Origin of the sequence: Clostridium swellfunianum, from assembly GCF_023656515.1 — a bacterium.
In the GTDB taxonomy this organism is placed as follows: domain Bacteria; phylum Bacillota; class Clostridia; order Clostridiales; family Clostridiaceae; genus Clostridium_AT; species Clostridium_AT swellfunianum.
Map to the genome: position 1 here is coordinate 2143980 of NZ_JAMOFV010000006.1, position 20630 is coordinate 2164609.

At 32.3% G+C, this 20630-nt stretch carries 21 protein-coding genes; 2 read left to right on the forward strand and 19 right to left on the reverse strand.

Annotation, left to right across the window (positions count from 1 at the left end; genetic code table 11):
* The first annotated feature begins 39 nt into the window (after positions 1–39).
* Positions 40–1206, forward strand: a complete 1167-nt coding sequence (ylbJ, locus tag NBE98_RS10015) for a sporulation integral membrane protein YlbJ (protein WP_250814804.1) — start codon at positions 40–42, stop codon at positions 1204–1206.
* Here ylbJ and NBE98_RS10020 read toward each other — a convergent pair.
* The 6 genes from NBE98_RS10020 to NBE98_RS10045 form a co-directional block, all read right to left on the reverse strand.
* Complete coding sequence (locus NBE98_RS10020; protein ID WP_250814805.1) at positions 1189–1713, reverse strand: ATPase; 525 nt, start codon at positions 1711–1713, stop codon at positions 1189–1191. The two genes, ylbJ and NBE98_RS10020, sit on opposite strands and share 18 nt — an antisense overlap.
* A complete protein-coding gene (gene coaD / locus NBE98_RS10025; RefSeq protein ID WP_250814806.1) occupies positions 1701–2207 on the reverse strand; it encodes a pantetheine-phosphate adenylyltransferase in 507 nt (168 codons plus the stop codon). The genes NBE98_RS10020 and coaD overlap by 13 nt, the downstream gene beginning before the upstream one ends.
* A 1-nt stretch (position 2208) precedes the next feature.
* Positions 2209–2766: a 16S rRNA (guanine(966)-N(2))-methyltransferase RsmD gene (gene rsmD / locus NBE98_RS10030; RefSeq protein ID WP_250814807.1), complete on the reverse strand. Its 558-nt coding sequence runs from the start codon at positions 2764–2766 to the stop codon at positions 2209–2211.
* Positions 2767–2883: 117 nt separating this feature from the next.
* Complete coding sequence (gene recG, locus NBE98_RS10035) at positions 2884–4956, reverse strand: ATP-dependent DNA helicase RecG (RefSeq protein ID WP_250814808.1); 2073 nt, start codon at positions 4954–4956, stop codon at positions 2884–2886.
* A 49-nt stretch (positions 4957–5005) separates the two neighbouring features.
* Entirely contained in the window at positions 5006–6655 is a 1650-nt protein-coding gene (locus tag NBE98_RS10040) for a DAK2 domain-containing protein (RefSeq protein ID WP_250814809.1), read from the reverse strand.
* A gap of 13 nt (positions 6656–6668) precedes the next feature.
* Positions 6669–7019 carry an Asp23/Gls24 family envelope stress response protein gene (locus NBE98_RS10045; RefSeq protein WP_250814810.1) on the reverse strand — a complete coding sequence of 117 codons (351 nt, stop codon included), beginning with the start codon at positions 7017–7019 and terminating at the stop codon, positions 6669–6671.
* 201 nt (positions 7020–7220) lie between these two features.
* Between NBE98_RS10045 and rpmB the strand changes: the two genes are divergently transcribed.
* Positions 7221–7412, forward strand: coding sequence for a 50S ribosomal protein L28 (rpmB, locus tag NBE98_RS10050; protein WP_250814811.1), 192 nt, complete (start codon positions 7221–7223; stop codon positions 7410–7412).
* Between the two features lie 181 nt (positions 7413–7593).
* Here the strand turns inward: rpmB and NBE98_RS10055 are convergent, their stop codons facing one another.
* The 13 genes from NBE98_RS10055 to coaBC all read right to left on the reverse strand — a co-directional run bounded on the left by NBE98_RS10055 (position 7594) and on the right by coaBC (position 20629).
* Positions 7594–7758 carry a hypothetical protein gene (locus tag NBE98_RS10055; RefSeq protein WP_250814812.1) on the reverse strand — a complete coding sequence of 55 codons (165 nt, stop codon included), beginning with the start codon at positions 7756–7758 and terminating at the stop codon, positions 7594–7596.
* An 88-nt stretch (positions 7759–7846) separates the two neighbouring features.
* The gene (locus NBE98_RS10060; RefSeq protein ID WP_250814813.1) at positions 7847–8482 is read right to left on the reverse strand and encodes a thiamine diphosphokinase; all 636 of its coding nucleotides are present in this window, start codon (positions 8480–8482) and stop codon (positions 7847–7849) included.
* A 1-nt stretch (position 8483) separates the two neighbouring features.
* Entirely contained in the window at positions 8484–9134 is a 651-nt protein-coding gene (gene rpe, locus NBE98_RS10065; protein WP_250814814.1) for a ribulose-phosphate 3-epimerase, read from the reverse strand.
* On the reverse strand, positions 9127–9996 hold the full coding sequence (gene rsgA, locus NBE98_RS10070) for a ribosome small subunit-dependent GTPase A (protein ID WP_250814815.1): 870 nt from the start codon (positions 9994–9996) through the stop codon (positions 9127–9129). The genes rpe and rsgA overlap by 8 nt, the downstream gene beginning before the upstream one ends.
* 38 nt (positions 9997–10034) lie before the next feature.
* Positions 10035–11918, reverse strand: coding sequence for a Stk1 family PASTA domain-containing Ser/Thr kinase (gene pknB, locus NBE98_RS10075; protein WP_250814816.1), 1884 nt, complete (start codon positions 11916–11918; stop codon positions 10035–10037).
* Positions 11887–12636: a Stp1/IreP family PP2C-type Ser/Thr phosphatase gene (locus tag NBE98_RS10080; protein WP_250814817.1), complete on the reverse strand. Its 750-nt coding sequence runs from the start codon at positions 12634–12636 to the stop codon at positions 11887–11889. The genes pknB and NBE98_RS10080 overlap by 32 nt, the downstream gene beginning before the upstream one ends.
* Before the next feature lie 3 nt (positions 12637–12639).
* Positions 12640–13686 carry a dual-specificity RNA methyltransferase RlmN gene (gene rlmN, locus NBE98_RS10085; protein WP_250814818.1) on the reverse strand — a complete coding sequence of 349 codons (1047 nt, stop codon included), beginning with the start codon at positions 13684–13686 and terminating at the stop codon, positions 12640–12642.
* 8 nt (positions 13687–13694) lie between these two features.
* The gene (gene rsmB, locus NBE98_RS10090; RefSeq protein ID WP_250814819.1) at positions 13695–15023 is read right to left on the reverse strand and encodes a 16S rRNA (cytosine(967)-C(5))-methyltransferase RsmB; all 1329 of its coding nucleotides are present in this window, start codon (positions 15021–15023) and stop codon (positions 13695–13697) included.
* Between the two features lie 25 nt (positions 15024–15048).
* Positions 15049–15732, reverse strand: coding sequence for a zinc metallopeptidase (locus tag NBE98_RS10095; protein WP_250814820.1), 684 nt, complete (start codon positions 15730–15732; stop codon positions 15049–15051).
* An 18-nt stretch (positions 15733–15750) separates the two neighbouring features.
* Positions 15751–16680 carry a methionyl-tRNA formyltransferase gene (fmt, locus tag NBE98_RS10100; RefSeq protein ID WP_250814821.1) on the reverse strand — a complete coding sequence of 310 codons (930 nt, stop codon included), beginning with the start codon at positions 16678–16680 and terminating at the stop codon, positions 15751–15753.
* Between the two features lie 3 nt (positions 16681–16683).
* The gene (gene def / locus NBE98_RS10105; protein WP_250814822.1) at positions 16684–17133 is read right to left on the reverse strand and encodes a peptide deformylase; all 450 of its coding nucleotides are present in this window, start codon (positions 17131–17133) and stop codon (positions 16684–16686) included.
* Between the two features lie 23 nt (positions 17134–17156).
* Complete coding sequence (priA, locus tag NBE98_RS10110; protein ID WP_250814823.1) at positions 17157–19358, reverse strand: primosomal protein N'; 2202 nt, start codon at positions 19356–19358, stop codon at positions 17157–17159.
* An 86-nt stretch (positions 19359–19444) separates the two neighbouring features.
* A complete protein-coding gene (coaBC, locus tag NBE98_RS10115; protein ID WP_250814824.1) occupies positions 19445–20629 on the reverse strand; it encodes a bifunctional phosphopantothenoylcysteine decarboxylase/phosphopantothenate--cysteine ligase CoaBC in 1185 nt (394 codons plus the stop codon).
* Between the last annotated feature and the right edge of the window lies 1 nt (position 20630).

Sequence of the window (20630 nt, forward strand, 5' to 3'; positions counted from 1 at the left end):
AATACAGAATAATTTATCATTAAGGAGAAAGCTAAGAAATTGAGAATTCTATTATACTTAATTATAGCAGTTATAATCTTTTTGGTTTTTAAGCTGCTAAAGTCTCTTAATAAAAATCTAATAATAACAATACTGTGTTCGCTTTTAATAGTAGAAATAGTATTAAGGCCAAAGCTCTGCATGGATTCAGCACTGATTGGGGTGAATCTCTTTGTAAGCAAGGTTTTTCCATCCCTGTTTCCTTTTTTACTTATTACTAGCTTAATGATGAGCTATGATGGAGTACATATTTATTCAAAACTATTTGGCAGCATTTTATGCAAACCACTAAGACTGCCTATTCAGTGCACCTTCTCTATAGTTATAAGCATATTTTGTGGGTACCCGCTTGGAGCTAAATATGCTTGCGAGCTATATGAACAAGGCACCATAGATAATAAAACCTGTCAGAGGCTTATAAATATTGCATCAAATACAAGCCCTTTATTTGCTATAGGCTCTGTTGGAACTGCAATGTTAGGCAGTTCATATATAGGATATCTACTTTTGCTTACAAATTATATCTCCTGTTTAATTATGGGATTCATAATACCAGTAAGGAGTAAAGCTTATAAAAAATATATACCTAGTAATAATGATTATGGTAGTAAGAATATCGGAAACGCTATAAAAGATAGCGTAGAGTCGTCAATAAAGACCTGCTTGTCTATAGGAGGCTTTGTTATAATTTACAGCGTAATAATAAGTATAATAAAAAGCAATATCTTATTTGATATTGCTATAAGTAAACTCAGTTACTATATTGGAATAGAGACGAATTTAGTTGAAGGTACTTTGCTTGGTTTTATAGAAATGACAAACGGCTGCTTTTTGATATCTAATACAAATGTAAATATGTACATTAAAGCAATATTAATCAGTTTCCTTCTTGCTTTTAGCGGCTTTTCAATAATATCGCAAGTACATTCCTTTACATATAAGCATGATTTGTCTATGAGAACTTATATATTTAGAAAATTTATTCAAGGCATAATAGGTGCTGCTGTTGCAGCAGTTGTATTTAATGTGCAAATTTTCAGCATACCAACTAGCACCTTTAATTATATAAATCAAACTAGGTCTAGTTTATTGTTTATATGTATCTTACTATTAATGGTAGTTCCTTATTTTCTAAATAAATTAAAGTTATTATTTCATACCTCTTAGCTCTTTAATATTTTCTCTTATAGTATCTAAATCACCTGATACTTCATCTGTTAAAGATACTATAAAGTTTTCAACCTGCTTCTTTATATTAACAATCATAACTTGACCTTTTTCATTGATTTCTTTTTCCAATTGGCATAATATCTCATCTGCATAGTCTCTGGCCCCAAGTCTCATAGCCTTTGCATCACGTTGAGCTGAAGCGATTATCTCTTCAGCTCTAACTTTTGCTTCTTTGGTAATATCATGATTCTCTATTTGTTTTTTAAGCATGTCTATGCTTTCTTTTTTCATTGTAGAAGATTCTTGTATCGCTTCACCTAGTATTCTTTCCTTTTCCTCCACTACCCATTGTGCCTTTTTAAACTCGTCTGGAAGATAGTTAATAATCTGGTCCACAATGCTTGACACTTCTTTCTTATCCACCAATATTTTTCCAGTTACTGGCACCTTAGAAGAAGTTTCAAATATTTCATGCAGATATTCCAGTAGTTTTATAACTTCCATATCCCCTTATCCCCCTCTTTATTTACCTTGCTAATTATATCATCAGAAATTTCGTTTGGTACTAAACCTTTAATACATCCACCAAACATAGCCACTTGCTTAACTGATGAAGAACTTAAATATGAATATTTAGCATTTGTCATCATAAACACTGTTTCAATATTAGGATTAAGCTTATTGTTCATTAGCGCCATTTGAAATTCATATTCAAAATCAGAAACAGCCCGAAGTCCTTTAACTATGACCTTCGCATCAACACTTTTCATAAAATTAATTAAAAGTCCACTAAAACTTTGCACTTTTACGTTTGGAAACTCGGCTATGCATTTTTGAATCAAAGTTACCCTCTCATCTATATCAAAAAGCCCCTTTTTATCGGGGTTCACAAGCACTCCTACTACAACCTCATCAAAGACCTTTGAAGATCTTTTTATAATATCAAGATGTCCATTTGTAATTGGATCAAAGCTTCCAGGATAAACCGCTCTTCTCATATTATTCCTCCCTGAACCTATAAAAGCACACAGTGGTGTTTCCATACTTTCTATGATCAAATAGTTCAATTTTCTCATTTCCAGTATAAATTTCCTCACTAGAATCTATCTTTGATACAATCAAACCGTCTTTACTAAGAAGATTCTTCTCGGATATAATTTCTACAGCTGGAGGAATCATCTCCTTTGAATATGGGGGGTCTATGAATATCAAATCAAAAACCAGTCCTTTTTTCCCAAATTCTTTAAGAGCTGCATAAGAATCAGTGTTAATACATGTACACCTATCACTAAAGATCAGGTTTTCTACATTTTGTTTTAAAAATTTAAATGTGCTGTCACCTTTGTCTATAAGGTAGCATTCAGCGGCTCCCCTGCTTACGGCTTCAAGCCCCAGACTTCCCGTTCCAGCAAAAACATCAATTACTTTTGCACCCACAGTTTTATGCTGAATTATATTAAAAATGGACTGTTTAACTCTATCAAGAGTCGGCCTTGTTCCCATACCTTCAGGAGATAATAATTTTCTTCCTTTTGCTTCACCAGAAATAATTCTCATAGTTTTCATCCTTTCTTATTTTCAGAAAGAAATTTACATATATACTTAGATTAATACAAATTTCTTCAAATTTCAAGAAATATAAGTGATACAACTCAATACTTCTTATTATTATCCTTAGTTAAAACAAATAAACTTTGACGTCTGATTTAACTTTCTAATTATTTCATTTTTTATCATAATATCTTTATCGTCGTTGCTTTTAATTAGTTTTTTTGCTTCAAAGTTTGCAACCTTTAATATATCTAAGTCTTCAAATACATCAGCAAGCAAAAGACTGTCTTCACCGTGCTGTCTAACGCCAAATAACTCTCCGCTGCCTCTAATCTTAAGATCCTCTTCTGCAATTTTAAATCCATCATTACTTTCAGTTATAATCTCAAGCCTTTTCTTAATTATCTCATTTTTTATATTTGCTATCAACACGCAGTAGGATTTGTATTCCCCTCTGCCGACTCTGCCTCTCAGCTGGTGGAGTTGAGCCAGTCCAAATCTTTCAGCATTCTGTATAATCATCACAGAAGCATTAGGAACATTAATTCCAACTTCAATAACTGTAGTAGAAATAAGCACTTTAACATCACCGTTCTTAAATTTTGACATTATTTCATCTTTTTCCTTATTAGTCATCTTACCATGAAGGATACTCGTTTCAACATCTTTAAAGTAACCTTCTTTCAACTCAAGATATAGTTTTTCTACAGAGATTACGCTTAATTCTTCATTATCCTCAACCAAAGGACAAACTAAATATACTTGTCTTCCATTATGTATTTCCTTAAGAGCAAATCTATATACTTTCTCAGCCTTTTTTTCTTCAACATAGCTAGTTTCTATTTTTTGTCTTCCTGGAGGCAATTCATCAATAACAGAGACATCTAAATCTCCATAAAGATAAAGAGCTAAAGTTCTAGGTATTGGAGTTGCAGTCATAACCAAAACATCAACCTTGTTGCCTTTGTTGTAAAGCTTGCTTCGCTGCATTACACCAAACCTATGCTGTTCATCTGTAACAACCAGTGCCAAATTTTTAAACTGGACATCATCCTCAAGAAGTGCATGAGTTCCAACAATTATATTTATAGTTCCATCTATTAATTTCTTTTTTATAATTGCCTTTTGCTTTGGAGTTGTACTGCCACTAAGCAAGCATATATTAATATTAAAGTTCTGCAATATGTTTTTTATCTCAGCAAAGTGCTGATTAGCCAAAATTTCTGTTGGAGCCATCATTGCAGCTTGATAGCCGTTTTTCACTATATTAAACATTGCAATAATCGCAACTATTGTCTTACCACTACCTACATCCCCCTGAACAAGCCTATTCATTTGTTTGCTGCTTTTTTGATCAAGCAATATTTCTCTTATGACTCTGCTTTGAGCATTCGTTAGAGAAAATGGTAAGTTTTCTTTTAAAAGCTTTAGCTCAGGTACAGCCTTAAATTCAATTCCAGCTTTGGAATTATTTACAAAATCCTTTAGCATCAAAATTTTTAAGGAATATGTAAATAATTCTTGAAATTTAATTCTTCTTTGAGCTTCTAATAAATCATTTAATTTTTGGGGAAAATGAATATTATTTATAGCTTTGTCTAAGGAACATAACCTATATTTATCAATTAATTTATCAGGAAGGATTTCTGTTATTTCAATTGTACTTAAGACATAAGAAATAATTTTTATAACAGTATTATTACTTAGTCCCTCCTTAAGAGAATATTTAGGCATTATATTTATATTGCTCTCAGATATACTATCACAAATAGTAGATTCTTCATTATTAAAATTTGAATTTGTGGCTATAGTAGGGTTAACAATTATCTTTTCTCCTCTAAATTCTTGCAATTTTCCGGATATTAAATAATCTTTATTTATAATAAACTTATCTTTCATATAAGGCTGATTGAACCATTTTCCTTTTATAGTGTTGCCATTACATTTAAAGATGACTGTAGATATTATTTTTCTACTTTTTGTTCTTATATCTCTTTCAATTCCACTGACAGTACAGTTTATTATAATCTTACTATTTACTGATTGAGATGCATTTCCGTTTACATATACTTTCTCATAATCTCTAGGAAGGTAAAGTAAAATATCCATAACGGTGAATACGCCACATTCATTAAATAGCTTTTTCATTTTAGGTCCAACACCTTTGACACAGCTTATATCATCGTATAAATCCATAGAACAACACTCCAACTTTAAAATAATAAAAAAAGCCCAAAGGCTTTTTTTACTCTACAGATACTATAAAATAGTACAGTGGCTGTTTGCCATTATAGCTTTGAATATCCTTGTCTGGATATTTTCTTTCAAGGCTCTCTACTAATTCTTCCAATTTTTTTTCTTCAACACCCTCACCATATAATATGGTAATAAGCTCACTATCTTCATTGCACATATTGTCTATTATAGCTTCACAAACCTCATATTTGTCTTTTCCTACCTCGTTGATTTTGCTCTCTACAATACCCAGTATGTCACCTTCAGAAATTTTCTTACCATCCATTTCTGTATCTCTAACCGCATAAGTAACTTGGCCAGTTGATACATTAGCAATTGCATCCTTCATAGCATTTATATTATCATCAATTTCAGCATCAGCATCAAATATAGTAACACATGTAATTCCTTGAGGAATAGTCTTTGTAGGAATTACTATAATATTTTTATCTGTAAGCTCAGCAGCTTGATTAGCAGCCATTATAATATTCTTATTATTTGGCAAAATAAATATGTTATCAGCATGAATCTTATTTATACTGTCAAGCATATCTTGAGTGCTAGGATTCATGGTTTGACCGCCTTCAATTACATAATCCACACCGAAGTCTTCAAATATGCTCTTTATGCCTTCTCCCATAGCTACAGATATGAAGCCATATTTTTTATTTTCAGCTGGTACTTCTTCATGCTGTTTTGAGTTCTCGTTTTGGGAAGTGGCATTTTCGTCATGTAATATGTGCCTGTGCTGTTCTCTCATGTTATCTATCTTTATCTTTGATAGTTCTCCAAGTTTAACTGCCTTTGAAAGCACCAAACCTGGATCATTTGTGTGTATATGAACCTTAACAGCATCTTCTATTCCAACTACTATCATTGAATCGCCATGAGGTTCAAGCTCGTTTCTAAAGTTATCCACACTTATATTTTGCCCTAAAACAAAAAATTCAGTACAATATCCGAATTTAATATCCTGCTCTCCTAATGCAGCAGCCGGGTTAAATATTTCTTCAGTTGGTAAAGAAGTTCCTTCAATCTTAGCCTTAACATTATACTTTAGAGCCTCATACATTCCCTTAAGTATTATAAGAAGTCCCATACCACCTGCATCAACTACTTTTGCTGTTTTTAGTACAGGAAGCATTTCCGGAGTTTTATTTAGCATAGCTTCACTGCTATTGCAAACTTCTTCCATAAGATTTAGTATATCGGTAGCTTTGCTCTTAACAGCACTTTCACCAGCAGTTCTTATTATTGTAAGAATTGTTCCCTCAGTAGGTCTCATAACCGCCTTGTAAGCAGCTTTAGATCCTTCTAAAATACTGTTTGCAAATTCTAAAGCATCTACCTCATCCTTATTTTCAAGACCCTTTGCTATACCTCTAAAAACTTGAGAAAGTATAACCCCTGAATTACCTCTAGCACCCATTAAAGCACCCTTGGCAAGCTTTTTTGACACTTCGCCAATTGAGCTGCTATTCATGTTCTCAATTTCTGCTGCAGCCGCTCTAAAGGTCATAGACATATTTGTTCCAGTATCTCCATCTGGAACTGGGAACACATTTAAGGAATTTACAAAAACCTTTTGATCTTCTAATTTGTTTGAAGCATTAATAACCATGTTGTAAAAATGTGTTCCATTTATTTTTAAGTATTCCATCAAATGTACCCCCTTAGACTCTTACACCTTGTACGTTAACTGTTATACTAGAAACTTTGAGTCCTGTCAAATTTTCAATATTATATTTTATCTTTTGTATTATATTATTTGCAATAACAGAAATTTTAGTTCCATATTCAACAATTATGTATAATTCAATGGATAATTCGTTATCCTTTGTATGAATTTTAACGCCCTTGCTTAGGTTTTCTCCTTTTATAAGCTCCCAGAGACCATCCTTAGCATTTTTAGAAGCCATTCCTACAACGCCATAGCATTCCATTGTTGATACACCTACAATGTTTGCAACAACTTCCTCAGAATAATTAATGTATCCATTTTCATTTTGAATATTGCCTATCATATTTAACCCTCCTTACTAAAAACACCATATAGACTATTCTATATTAAATGTTGAATTTATTCAATAAAATTAAATTTATTTAATAAGTATTTCTAATAATAATTTTATAATATACTTGCAAAAATTATACAATGTATGATAAAATAAAACATGTTTGGATTGAGAAGAGTATTCTTCACAATTTCGAAGGAGGTGTTTTCCGTGTCAAGAAGATGTGAAATATGCAATAAGGGTGTTATATCAGGACTACAAGCTAGCCATTCAAATCGTAAAACAAAAAGAAAATGGGCTCCAAACCTAAGAAGAGTTAAGGCTATAGTTAATGGGACCCCAAGCACATTACATGTTTGCACAAGATGCTTACGTTCTGGTAAGGTTCAGCGTGCCGTTTAATAATAAAAAATGCAGTTGCTTTTAGTAACTGCATTTTTTATTTTTATGTTCAATTTTTCTATCTACCCTTTTTTCTAAAAAGTTTAATAATTGCTGATATGAACTTTGGAAGCTTAATTGCAATTATTTTCATTCTATACATAACCCCCTTGCACGTCTTGTTTTCATATCAATGTTTACTTTATCGATTACAGCTGATGATATACCACCCTATATAGATTAGACCTGCACCTACTGCTATAATCCATCCCCAAATAGGTATAATAAAGGTTATGACTATACCGACTCCAATAGAACCTATAATCCACCCTAAATTTGATTTTATCTTTTTAAATTTGCTACTCAATCTACTATCCCCTACCCTGTACTTCTTTGTTACTATTATATGTTTACTTTTTATTTTCGTGACAAAAAAATTAGGATGCAATTGCATCCTAATCAAAGCTCTTAGTAATTAGAAGAATTCCATCACTAAAACTTATCTCTACTTTGCTGTCTATGAACCTGTTTGAAACAGTTAAACTGCTGCCTAACTTTAAGTGATAATTATTAAGACTATACTTGGCTCCTCTAATGCTTATATTGCTTACATCTGAGCCATACGCAAGAAGCGAAAAGTATTCATCTGTTTTTCCATATATAGATAGCGATTTATTGGCAAGCCACATAGTATTTTTTTCATCTCTTATGTATGCCTGAATCTTGGTATTTAGGCACTTCATTAACAACCCTAAGTTTCCAAATGTATGGTCCAACCTATTTCCTGTGCATCCTAATAATGCTATTTGGTCAGGTTTTAATTCTATTGCCTTTATTAAAGCAAGTTCTGAATCTGTTTCATCCTTTTCCGAAGGATGTTCTTCTATAACGCAATTTCTGCTAGAAAAATACATAAGAGCTTTTTCATCAATAGAATCAAAATCACCTATTAGATAGTCTGGATTAATTTTGTATTCAAGGAGACAGTTAGCGCCACTGTCAGCGCAAATCAATACGCAGTCACCTTGTAGTTCATTCATAATTAAGTCTAGGCTTGGTGGAACTCCTCCAGCAATAATAACAGCTTTCATATTATAATCCTCTTTTTAAGTTCTTTATATTCTCCTCAATTTTATTATGCTTAAATACAGCAGAACCTGCAACAATAACATTTGCTCCACAATCTACAACTTGTTTTATATTTTCAATATCAACCCCACCATCTACTTCAATTAATAGATTTGGATTCAACTCATTACTTAAATTCTTCACTTCCTGAATTTTTGAGGAAGCATAACTTATAAACTTTTGTCCTCCAAAACCAGGGTTAACGGACATTATTAAAACCATATCCAGATATGGAATTAAATTTTCTATATTTTTCACTGGAGTTCCAGGGTTTAAAGCAACAGCAGCTTTTATTCCAAAGCTTTTTATATAGTTTATAGTCCTATCGATATGTCTATCAGCTTCATAATGTACTGTTAATATGTCAGCACCTGCTTTAACAAAATCCTCTATATATCTACCAGGTTCTTCTATCATTAGGTGAACATCAAATGGAAGCGTTGAATACTTTCTAATACTCTTTATAATTGGAGGTCCAAAAGTGATATTAGGAACAAATCTTCCATCCATAACATCTAAATGAATGATATCTGCCCCATACTTTTGTAACTCTTCTACCTGATATCCTAATTTTGAAAAATCCGCTGATAGCACGGAAGGAGCTATTTTAATCATACCTAATCCTCCTATTTATCAATTCTTCAAGCGTTTTTACATAAAAATCATATCTTTCCTTATTAATATGATTTTCCTCTACAGCATTTTTTATCGAGCATCCAGGCTCTTTATAATGAAGGCATCCTGCAAATTTACATCCATTTAGATATTCTTCAAACTCAGGGAAACAGTATTGAAGCTCATCTTTAGGTATAAAGTCTATCTCCAAAGATGAAAACCCAGGTGTATCTACTATATAACCATTTTCATAGTCAACAAGTTCACTATGCCTAGTAGTATGTTTTCCTCTTCCAAGCTTTTCACTTATAACTCCAGTTTTCATTACATCGCTGCCTATAAGTTTATTTAGAAGAGTAGACTTTCCTACGCCAGAAGGACCGCAAAAAACTGTTATATTATCACCTAGCTTATGCCTTAAGGAATCTACACCGTCACCTTCCTTCGCCTTCAAAAATACTATCTCATACCCAGTTCCCTTCAATAATTGGATTATATTCTCATAATCTTTAAGTTCAACCAAATCCATCTTGTTAATACATATAACAATTTTTAAATTGTTATATGAGCATAGAATTAAAAACTTATTAATTAAATCCATATTAACTTCAGGATTAACCAATGTAAATACAACGAAGGCTTGTGTTACATTCGCAACAGTAGGTCTAGTGAGTTCATTTATTCTTCTATGAATAGACTCTATTACGCCCTTACCACTTTTAACTGAAATATCAACATTATCGCCTACCATAGGGGTAAGTTCATTATATCTGAACTTACCCCTAGCTTTACATTCATACACGTTTTTATCAACTTTTACATAGTAAAATCCACCAATTCCTTTTATTATAGTTCCTTCCATATGTCCTCCGAATTTAACCTTTCATGTTTAGCCAACTTTTAAGATTTAGTTTCTCCACCAGTAGAAGGTGGAGGAGTTGCTGGTTTAGCAGTAACATTAATTACTGTACCAACTGATACTGGAGTATCAGCTGTTGGATCTTGGCTGATGACTATATCTGTATCTTTAGCTGTGGCATTAATTTTAAGACCTAGTTTTTCTAATTCATTTCTTGCCTTTTCCACAGTTAAATCTGTTAACTTTGGAACCTTAACTTTTTTTTCAATACCAATAGTTATATCTACCGTACTTCCTTCCTTAACATTTTGAGTATTTGCATTTGGCTTTTGATTTATAACTTTATCAATTTGTTTTACATCTGTAGTTTCAATAGTAGTTTTGTTTCCGAGTTTAAGATTCACGCTGCCTAACAATGTTTCTGCTTCAGATACACTACGTCCTCTTAAATCTGGAACTGTAACATACTTTATTTTTGTACCCTTACTTATAACTAAATCAATTTTAGAATTTTTCGAAGCTTGTGCAGCAGCGTCTGGAGTTTGACTTATTATTGAGTCTTTTGGTACAGTTTCACTATACTCAAAAGATTTATCACCTACTAAAAAACCGCTATTTTCTATCATTTTACTAGCTGAAGCTATATCAAGATTTGTAACATCAGGAATATTAGATGTTTGAGGTCCTGCGCTAACATACACTCTAACCTCTGTGTTAGATTTTGTTGTTTCGCCCTCTTCTGGAGAACTGGATATTACGGTTCCTTCTGGACTATCACTTTTTTCCCTTGAGACTACTTGCAGCTGTAATCCTACATTCTTTAGCGCTGCTTCAGCATCTTTCTCATTTAAGCCTTTTATCTTAGGTACTATAACATCCTTAGTTGTAGCAGTTTGATTTTTAGGGGCTGATTTTGTGCTTTTTAGATACCATCCAGAAAAGAATCCCGCAGCAATTACTAATAAAGCTAATGGAATTAAAATCAGTATTATTTTCTTTCTGCTTCTTTTGGGAGTTTCTTCCTCTAAATCTTCATCTGTATTTGATAAAGGACTCATTATCTTAGTATGCTCATCTGAAAAATTACCTATTTCAACCTTATATTCTGAATTATTCTTTATTCTTTGTAAATCTAATAGCATATCCTTAACATTTTGATATCTGCTTATAGCATCCTTCTGCATAGACTTAAGAATAAGATTATTTAGCCCTTCAGGCAAATTATTATTTATTTGCTTTGGAGGTACAACTTCTTCCTGTAAATGCTTTAATGCTACTGAAACTGGGCTCTCTGCGTCATAAGGTACCCTTCCTGTTACCATTTCATAAAGAACTATACCCAAGGAATATATATCTGTTCTAGCATCTACAAAAGCTCCTTTTGCTTGCTCCGGTGAAAAATAATGCGCTGAGCCCATAACTTTATTTGTATTAGTAATAGTTGCAGAATTAGCAGCCTTCGCAATCCCAAAATCAGTCACCTTAACATTTCCATCATCTGTTACCAGAATATTTTGAGGCTTTATATCTCTATGGACTATCCCTGTTTTATGCGCACATTCTAATGCTTTTGCAATTTGAATGGAAATATCAATTGCCCTGTTATAATCTAGTCTTCCATTTTGTATAATTAGCTCCTTAAGAGTTTTCCCATTAACGTATTCCATTACTATATAATTAACATTATCCTGCGAACCAACATCATAAATATTAACAATATTATTGTGTGAAATGCTTCCAGCTGCAGCCGCTTCAGCTTTAAATTTGTCTACAAATTCTTTATCCCTTGAATACTCTTCTTTGAGTATCTTGACTGCAACGAATCTATTTAGCAAATGGCACTTTGCTTTATAAACTTCTGCCATTCCACCTTCACCAATTTTTTCAAGAATTTCATATCTGTTTCCTAGCAAAGTCCCAATCATTCTTACACTCTCCCTCAAAAATAATAACTGTTATATTATCTCTTCCGCCTCTTTCCTTGCTCAAATTTACTAGCCTATCACAAGCGTCAGAGATTGATGTCTTCATAACTACTTCATAAATTTCTAAATCGGTTAAGGAGTTAGATAATCCATCAGTACATAGTATTACTCTATCAATTTCCTTTAAATCAATTGTATAAATATCAATATCTACTACGGGAGCTGTACCTAATGCTCGGGTTATAATATTTTTATTCGGATGTACCGCAGCTTCTTCTATGGTTATAGAGCCGTTATCTACTAATTGCTGCACTAGAGAATGATCCTTTGTAACTTGATGAATTCCTTTATTATCAATTACATAGCATCTGCTATCACCAACATTTGCGACTACCATGTTGCTATCTTTTATTAAACACGCAGTTATCGTTGTACCCATTCCATTAAGTGAAGAATTAGTTTTAGAAAACTCATATACTTTCTTATTAGAAAATTGTATAGCCTCTGATAATACTCTTTCTAAGTTTTCAATAGAATCCATAGAATTAATATATTCTATGGCAGAATCTACAGCCATTTTACTAGCAACTTCACCAGCATTATGTCCTCCCATGCCGTCTGCAACTATGTAAATTTTTTTTTGGTTGTCCTCATGATAACCAACATAATCTTCATTGAGTTTTCTAACATTGCCTATATCTGTTAGTAACCCCACCATTTTTCACACCCCTTTTTTTGTGTTTTTATCTTCAAGATAGCTTCGCCTTAGCTGTCCGCATGCTGCATTAATATCAGCGCCCATCTCTTTTCTTATAGTAGTCTCTATTCCAAAGTCTACCAGCTTATTATAAAATGCTTTAACATTATCAGAAGTAGCCTTTTCATAGGAATTTTCTTTTATTTCATTAACAGGTATTAAATTAACGTGACATAATAGACCTCTTAATAGTTGTATTAACTCCTCAGCCTGTTCTATTCCGTCGTTAATTCCTTTAACTAGTGAATACTCAAAAGTTATTCTTCTATTAGTTTTTTGAATATAGTTTTTACAAGCTTCAATAATCTCTTCAATAGAATATCTATTAGCTATCGGCATCATAGTTTTTCTTAATACATCATTAGGTGAATGTAGAGAAATTGCAAGCGTTATCTGCAAATTTTCCTCAGCCAGATCATAAATTTTAGGAACTATTCCACATGTGGAAAGAGTAATATGCCGCTGTCCTATATTAAGTCCATAATCAGAGTTTACTATGTTTATAAATTTTAATACATTTTCATAATTATCTAATGGTTCTCCACTCCCCATAAGTACAATGTTAGAAATCCTCTCTCCTATTGCTTTCTGGGAAGCTAAAATCTGTCCTAATATTTCACCAGAGCTTAAATTTCTGACTACACCTCCAATAGTTGAAGCACAAAACCTGCAACCCATTCTACAGCCTATCTGTGTAGATACACAAACTGAATTTCCGTGTTTATATTTCATAACCACAGTTTCAATTACATTTCCATCTCTATAACCCAAAAGAAACTTTTCTGTATCATCTGAAGTTGACTTCAGCGATTCGATGATTTTGGGCACTTCGATATAAAATGACTTCATAAGTTTATCTCTTAACGCAACAGGAATATTATTCATATCATTAAAATCCCAATTGTTTTTATAAATCCAATCATAAACCTGTTTAGCTCTAAACTGGCTTTCACTGTTTTCCTTCATCCACTCTTTTAATTCTTGCAAACTCAAATCAAGAATATTTAACATATACACACCTACCGTATTCTTCTGAATTTTACTATAAAGAACCCATCCATATACTCATTAGGCAAAATCGTTACACCATATTCATCATATAGAATATTATCAAGTTCGCCATAATAAAGTTTTTCAATGCTATAATTAGGAAAGTTTGAGACAAACCACCTTACATTATCCTCATTTTCTTTTTTGTTCAGTGTACATGTAGAATATAGTAACACACCGCCTATTTTAACATATTTTGCAGCATTACCCATAATATTTCTCTGAATCTTTATAATTTCTTTGAGCTGCTTTAAATCTTTTGTCCATTTGATTTCTGGCTTTTTTCTTATAATTCCTAGTCCTGAACAAGGCACATCTATCAAAACTCGTTCTGCAGAATCTCTAAGAGCCTCATTATAAGCAGACGCATCCAATACATCGCACTGTATATTTGTTATTCCTAACCTCTTAGAGTTCTGTTCAATAAGAGGCAGTTTATCTTTATGTATATCGTAAGCTTGTACCTTGCCTGTATTATTCATTAATTCTGAAATGTGAGTTGTTTTCCCGCCAGGAGCGCTACAAAGATCCAAGACTTTAATATTTGGTATGACATCCATTGATGGTGCAACAAGCATAGCACTTTCATCCTGTACAGTTATTAAACCCTCCATAAAAAGTGGATTTTTCTCTATACTTTTGCCTTTTAGTATTCTAATAGCCTCTGGGCAGACTACACCATCTTTTACATCGTATTCCATATCCTTAAGTTTTCTTATGGCTTCATCAAAATTAGTCTTTAAATTGTTAACCCTAACAGTAACTCCGGGTGTACTGTTAAGGCCATTTAATATTAATTCGCCTTTTTCTTCCCCATATTGTTCTACAAAGAATTTTACCATCCATGGCTCATAAGAATATTTGAAGCAAATAGCCTCTATTTTATTATTTTCATCGTAAAAAACTTTGGATTTATTTCTTAAATAGTTTCTAAGAACTGCGTTTACAAATTTTGAAGCTTGAATAGATTTGTATTTTTTAGCTATATCTACAGCTTCATTTACAGCTGCAAATTCTGGAACCTTATCTAAAAATAAAATCTGATATAATGCAGTCCTTAGAATACTTACTATATAACCATCCATTTTTGAAAGTTTTTGCTTTAAAAAAGAGGATAATATTTTATCTATTGTATATTTATACTTCAATGTTCCGTATACAATTTCAGTAACTAATCCTTTATCCCTATCATTCAAATTAACTTTATTAAGGGTTGAATTTAATGCTATGTTAGAGTAAGCACCTTTATTTAATATTGTATCTATTATATCAACTGCAACTTTTCTTGTAATGTTCATCATTTACCTCAATTAATGTGATTGATTAATCACTATTTCTATTGCTCATCATAATAAGCCTTAGTAGTTGTGAAACTGCCATAAGTGCAGCAGCAACATAAGTCATAGCAGCGGCATCTAGCACAGCTTTAGCACCACTTAACTCATTTGTGTAAAGTATTCCCTTATCAGAAAGTATAGTTATCGCTCTTTTAGAAGCATTAAATTCTACAGGTAGTGTTATTAGCTGAAATACTACTACAGCTGAAAATAAAAGTATCCCAAAGTTTATCAGGTTAGCCCATCCTAGCACTAATCCAAGCACAAATAAACCCCATGATAAATTTGAGCTTATATTTACTAATGGTATAATTGAATTTCTTATAGTTAACGGAGCATATTTTAATTTATGTTGTATGGCATGACCTGTTTCATGTGCAGCTACACCAATAGAAGCAACGGAAGTACCATAAAATACTTCCTTGGAAAGTCTCATAACTCTGCTCCTAGGGTCATAATGGTCAGAGAGCCTGCCTGGAACGACTTCTACAGGGATATCATAAAGACCACTTGTATCTAGAAGCATTCTCGCTGTTTGTGCACCAGTAAGCCCACTCATGCTGTAGACCTTTGAATATTTTTCAAAGGTAGAACTAACTTTCGTCTGAGCCCAAAAGGACACAATTAGAGCTGGTACTAGAATTAAAAAATTTGAATATCCATAAAACATAAATATCACCTCTTTAAATTAAACTAAAATTACGCCTTCCTTAATTTCATGCCCTTTTACATATTCCTCCACCCTTAAAGGCTTACCTCCTGGGAATTGTATAGACTTTACTAGCAAAATACCATTACCAGTAGAAACCTCTATTCCAGACTTGCCAACCTTTAAAATTGTTCCTGGTTTATTTGGAGTTTTATAATCAATTATTTCTGATTGATATATCTTCATTAAATTATTTTCATATTGGGTATAAGCAATAGGCCATGGATTTAGACCTCTTATCAAGTTATTAATCTCTATACTGCTTAAAGCCCAATTAATTCTAGCAGTATCTTTAGATAACATTGAAGCATAGCAACTATCTTCATCATTTTGCTTTTGAGGAGTTACCTCACCATTTCTTAGTTTTTCAATTGTTTCTACTAGTAAATTTGAACCATCTATCATCAAAATATCATGCAGTTCTCCAGCAGTCATTGTATCTGTAATTTCAATTTCACTTCTTAGAAGCATATCACCTGTATCAAGCCCTACATCCATAAGCATTGTTGTATTTCCAGTTTTGGTTTCTCCATTAATTATTGCCCAATTAATAGGAGCAGCTCCTCTATATTTAGGAAGTAGCGAAGCATGTAGGTTTATGCAACCCATTTTAGGAATATCTAATATCTCTTTTGGTAGTATTTGTCCAAAAGCAACAACAATAATAAAGTCAGGATTTATTTTTCTTAGCACATCTATGCATTCTCTATCATTCTTTATTTTAACAGGTTGATATACAGGAATATCGTGTTTTAAAGCTTCCTCTTTCACAAAAGACATAGTTACTTTATTTCCTCTTCCTTTAGGTCTATCAGGTTGAGTATAAACAGCACATACATTATATTTTTCAACTATTTTTTTTAGTGAAGGTACCGCAAATTCTGGAGTACCCATAAAAACTATATTCAAAGTCTATTCCTCTCCTTCAATAAGCTTATCAACAAACAAAATACCATTTAAATGATCTATTTCATGACAAAAGGCCCTAGCTAATAGACCTTCTCCTTCTACAGTTACTTCTTCTCCCTTTTCGTTTAAACCTCTTACTTTTACCTTTTCTGGTCGAAGCACTTTCCCCTGTTCTCCAGGTATACTTAAGCACCCTTCTTCATCTATATACTCACCGTATGTTTCTAGTATCTCAGGATTAATCAAATTTATAGGTCCATTACCTACATCTATAACAATAACTCTCTTGAGTATTCCTACCTGTGGAGCAGCCAATCCAACGCCATCAGCTGCATACATTGTTTCCTGCATATCTTTGATTAAGGTTAAAATCCTTTCGTTGATTTCATCCACTGGTTTACTTTTTTTTCTTAATAATTCATCTCCGATTTTTCTTATATTTCTAATTGCCATATTCATAACCTCCAAATTTATTTTTATAATAAACTGTTTGGATTGATATCCAAGCTTACTCTAATCTCAGTATATACTTCCTTTAGAGTTTGATAAATAATATCTTTTATTTTATTTGCTATACCAGAATCAATATTTCCTTTCAAAATAATTTGCCATCTGTACTGTTCATTAATTTTTGATATAGCAGAAGGACATGGTCCTAACATTTCTATTTTATCATCATTTTGCAACATATTTTTCAAGATATAACCAATATTTTGTATACTTTTTATTAATAAATTCTCATTTTTACTGCTTAAATTGATCAATAAAATCTTTGAAAAAGGAGGATAGTTCATATCTTTTCTGATACTTATCTCGTCACTGTAAAAACCTTCATAATTATTTGATGCTGAATGAACTATGCTATAATGATCAGGTGTATATGTCTGTACTATAACTTTACCATGCTTTTCTCCCCTTCCAGCCCTCCCAGAAACCTGAGTAATAAGTTGAAAAGTTCTCTCTGCAGACCGGAAATCAGGAAGGTTTAAAGATAAGTCAGCAGCTATGACACCAACTAATGTAACATTCTTAAAATCTAATCCCTTAGCAATCATTTGAGTTCCGATAAGTATATCTGCTTTATATTCTTTAAATGTGTTGTATATATTTTCATAAGAGTTTTTTTTTCTAGTTGTATCAAAATCCATTCTAAGTGTTCTAGCCTTTGGGAAATACTTATTCACTTCCTGCTCAATTTTTTCTGTACCAACTCCAAAGTATTTTACGTATTTGCTTCCACATTTAGGGCATATATTAGTTGCTCTTTTCTTCATTCCACAGTAATGGCAAACCAAAGAACCATTTTCATTATGATAAGTTAATGAAATATCACAGTTATCACATTTAAATACGTAGCCGCACTTCCTGCAAGAAACGAATGGTGAATATCCCCTTCTATTTAAAAACAAAATACTTTGTTCATTACTGCTGAGGCTATTTTCTAATTCTTCAAAAAGCCTTTTACTAAACATAGATTTATTATTAGACATAAGTTCTTCCCTCATATCTATAAGCTCTATCTTTGGAAGCAATGCATTATCAGCTCTGTTTTTAAGGGTTATCAACTTTATATCCTTATTTTTTGATTTATAGTATGTTTCCATAGATGGTGTTGCAGAACCTAATATTAATTTGGCATCACTATTCTCACACTTAAATAGTGCAATGTCTACAGCACTATACTTTGGATCACTATCCGATTTATAACTAGACTCATGCTCTTCATCAATAACAATTAAACCTAAATTATCAAATGGTAAAAATATAGCTGATCGAGCACCTATTGCCACCTTAACGTTTTTATTTTTCACTCTCAGCCATTCATCATACCTTTCACCCTCAGAAAGCTTGCTGTGAAACACAGTTATATCTTTTCCAAATCTCCCCTTAAATCTTTCCACCATTTGAGGGGTTAAGGATATTTCGGGAACAAGTATTATAGAGTCCTTTCCTTCTTTAAGCATTTGATTAACTAAATTCATATATATTTCTGTTTTTCCGCTGCCAGTTACCCCATGAATCAAAAAAGTTTTATCGCTTGAATTATTAATTATATCTACCGCATTTAACTGTTCTAGATTCAAAGCATTCTCTTTATATTCAGTATAATTTCTTTCATTATATCTGTTTATAATAATTTCTTCATTTGTTAAAAACCCATGCTTTAACAAAGTGTTTATAGAAGATACAGATACTTGATATTTTTTACTAATTTCATTTTTATTAAACTTTCCATTGTTATTAAAAACTATATTATATAGACTATCATAGGGTTCCTTACAGTATTTGCCTTCTAGTTTCTTTGCAACATATATAACTTGATTTATCTTATTTCTCATCCCTCTGGTTACACCAGAGGGAAGCAGCGCTTTAATACATTCTATATAAGTGCAAAGATATTTTTCTCTCATATACTCTATAAGTTCTAAATCCTTTGGTTCTAGTAGCGAATATTCTTCGCATGTATCTGCTATTTCTTTTACAGTTGAACTAGCTTGAAAATCGTTAAATAAGCTTACTACAAACCCGTCTATTCTCTTATTTCCTAATCCAAAGGGAACCTTTACTCTATATCCAAGCTTTATGATTTTTCTATACTTTTCTGGAATTGCATAGGTAAAAACTTTATCAACTTGAATAGAATTGTTATTTACTATAACTCCAGCATACTTATACACTTAATCACCCTTTGTTATTATAATAAATTAAAAAGGGCTCATCCTGAAATGAATTTATCAGGTCTGCCCCCCAAAGTTATTAGTATTTATGAATTTATAAAATTAAATAGTTCTCTAGCCACTAATCTCTTAGACATTCTATCTAATTGCTTTATAGAACCATTTTTATTAAATATAACAACCTTATTTTCATCAACAGCAAAGCCTGCATCTTCGCTAGTTATATCATTTGCAACGATATAATCTAAATTCTTATTAGCAAGTTTAATCTTTGCATTTTCTATTAAGTTATTGCTTTCAGCAGCAAAACCTATAAGCACTTGATGCTTTTTTATTTCTCCAAGTTTTTTCAAGATATCATTATCCCTTATAAATGTTAAAGTTAAATCATCTTCTATTTTCTTTATTTTCTGTTCTGAGTATTCTCTAGGTTTATAATCAGCAACAGCAGCGGATTTAATAACAATATCTTGTGTTGGAAAATATTCGATAACTTTATCAAACATCTCTTGATTTGTTTTAACACTGATAAAGTTTACACCAAATGGAGGTGTAATGTTAGTAGGTCCAGATATCAACGTAACTTTTGCACCTCTGTCTCTTGCCTCTTCAGCTATAGCAAATCCCATTTTTCCAGAAGATCTATTTGTAATATATCTAACTGGATCTATCGGGGCTATGGTGGGTCCAGCAGTTACTAGTACTCTCTTATTTTGCAAATCTTTTTTATCATATAGTTTACTTAATACTATTTCACAAATAAGCTTGGTGTCTGCTAATTTCCCCTCTCCTACATCTCCACAAGCTAATCTTCCGCTGGCTGGTGAAATAAAGCTGTATCCTAAATTTTTAAGCTTTGCAATATTTTCTTGAACTATAGGATTTATATACATATTCGTGTTCATAGCAGGTGCAAAAACTACAGGTGCCGTGGAAGCCATAATTGTTGTTGTAAGCATATCGTCTGCAATACCACTTGCTACTTTACCTATAACATTTGCAGTTGCAGGAATAATAAGCATTAAGTCCGCTTTCTTAGCAAGAGAAATATGCTGTATCTCCCAAGCCTTAGGTTCAGCAAACATATCTGTTACAACCATGTTTTGACTTAAAGATTGAAAACTAAGCGGATTGACAAACTTTACTGCGCTATCTGTCATTATTACATTTATATTTATATTGTTTTTTCTGAGACTACTAATAACATCTAAAGCTTTGTAAGCAGCAATACCACCGCAAACTCCAACCACCACAGTTTTTTCAGAATTCATG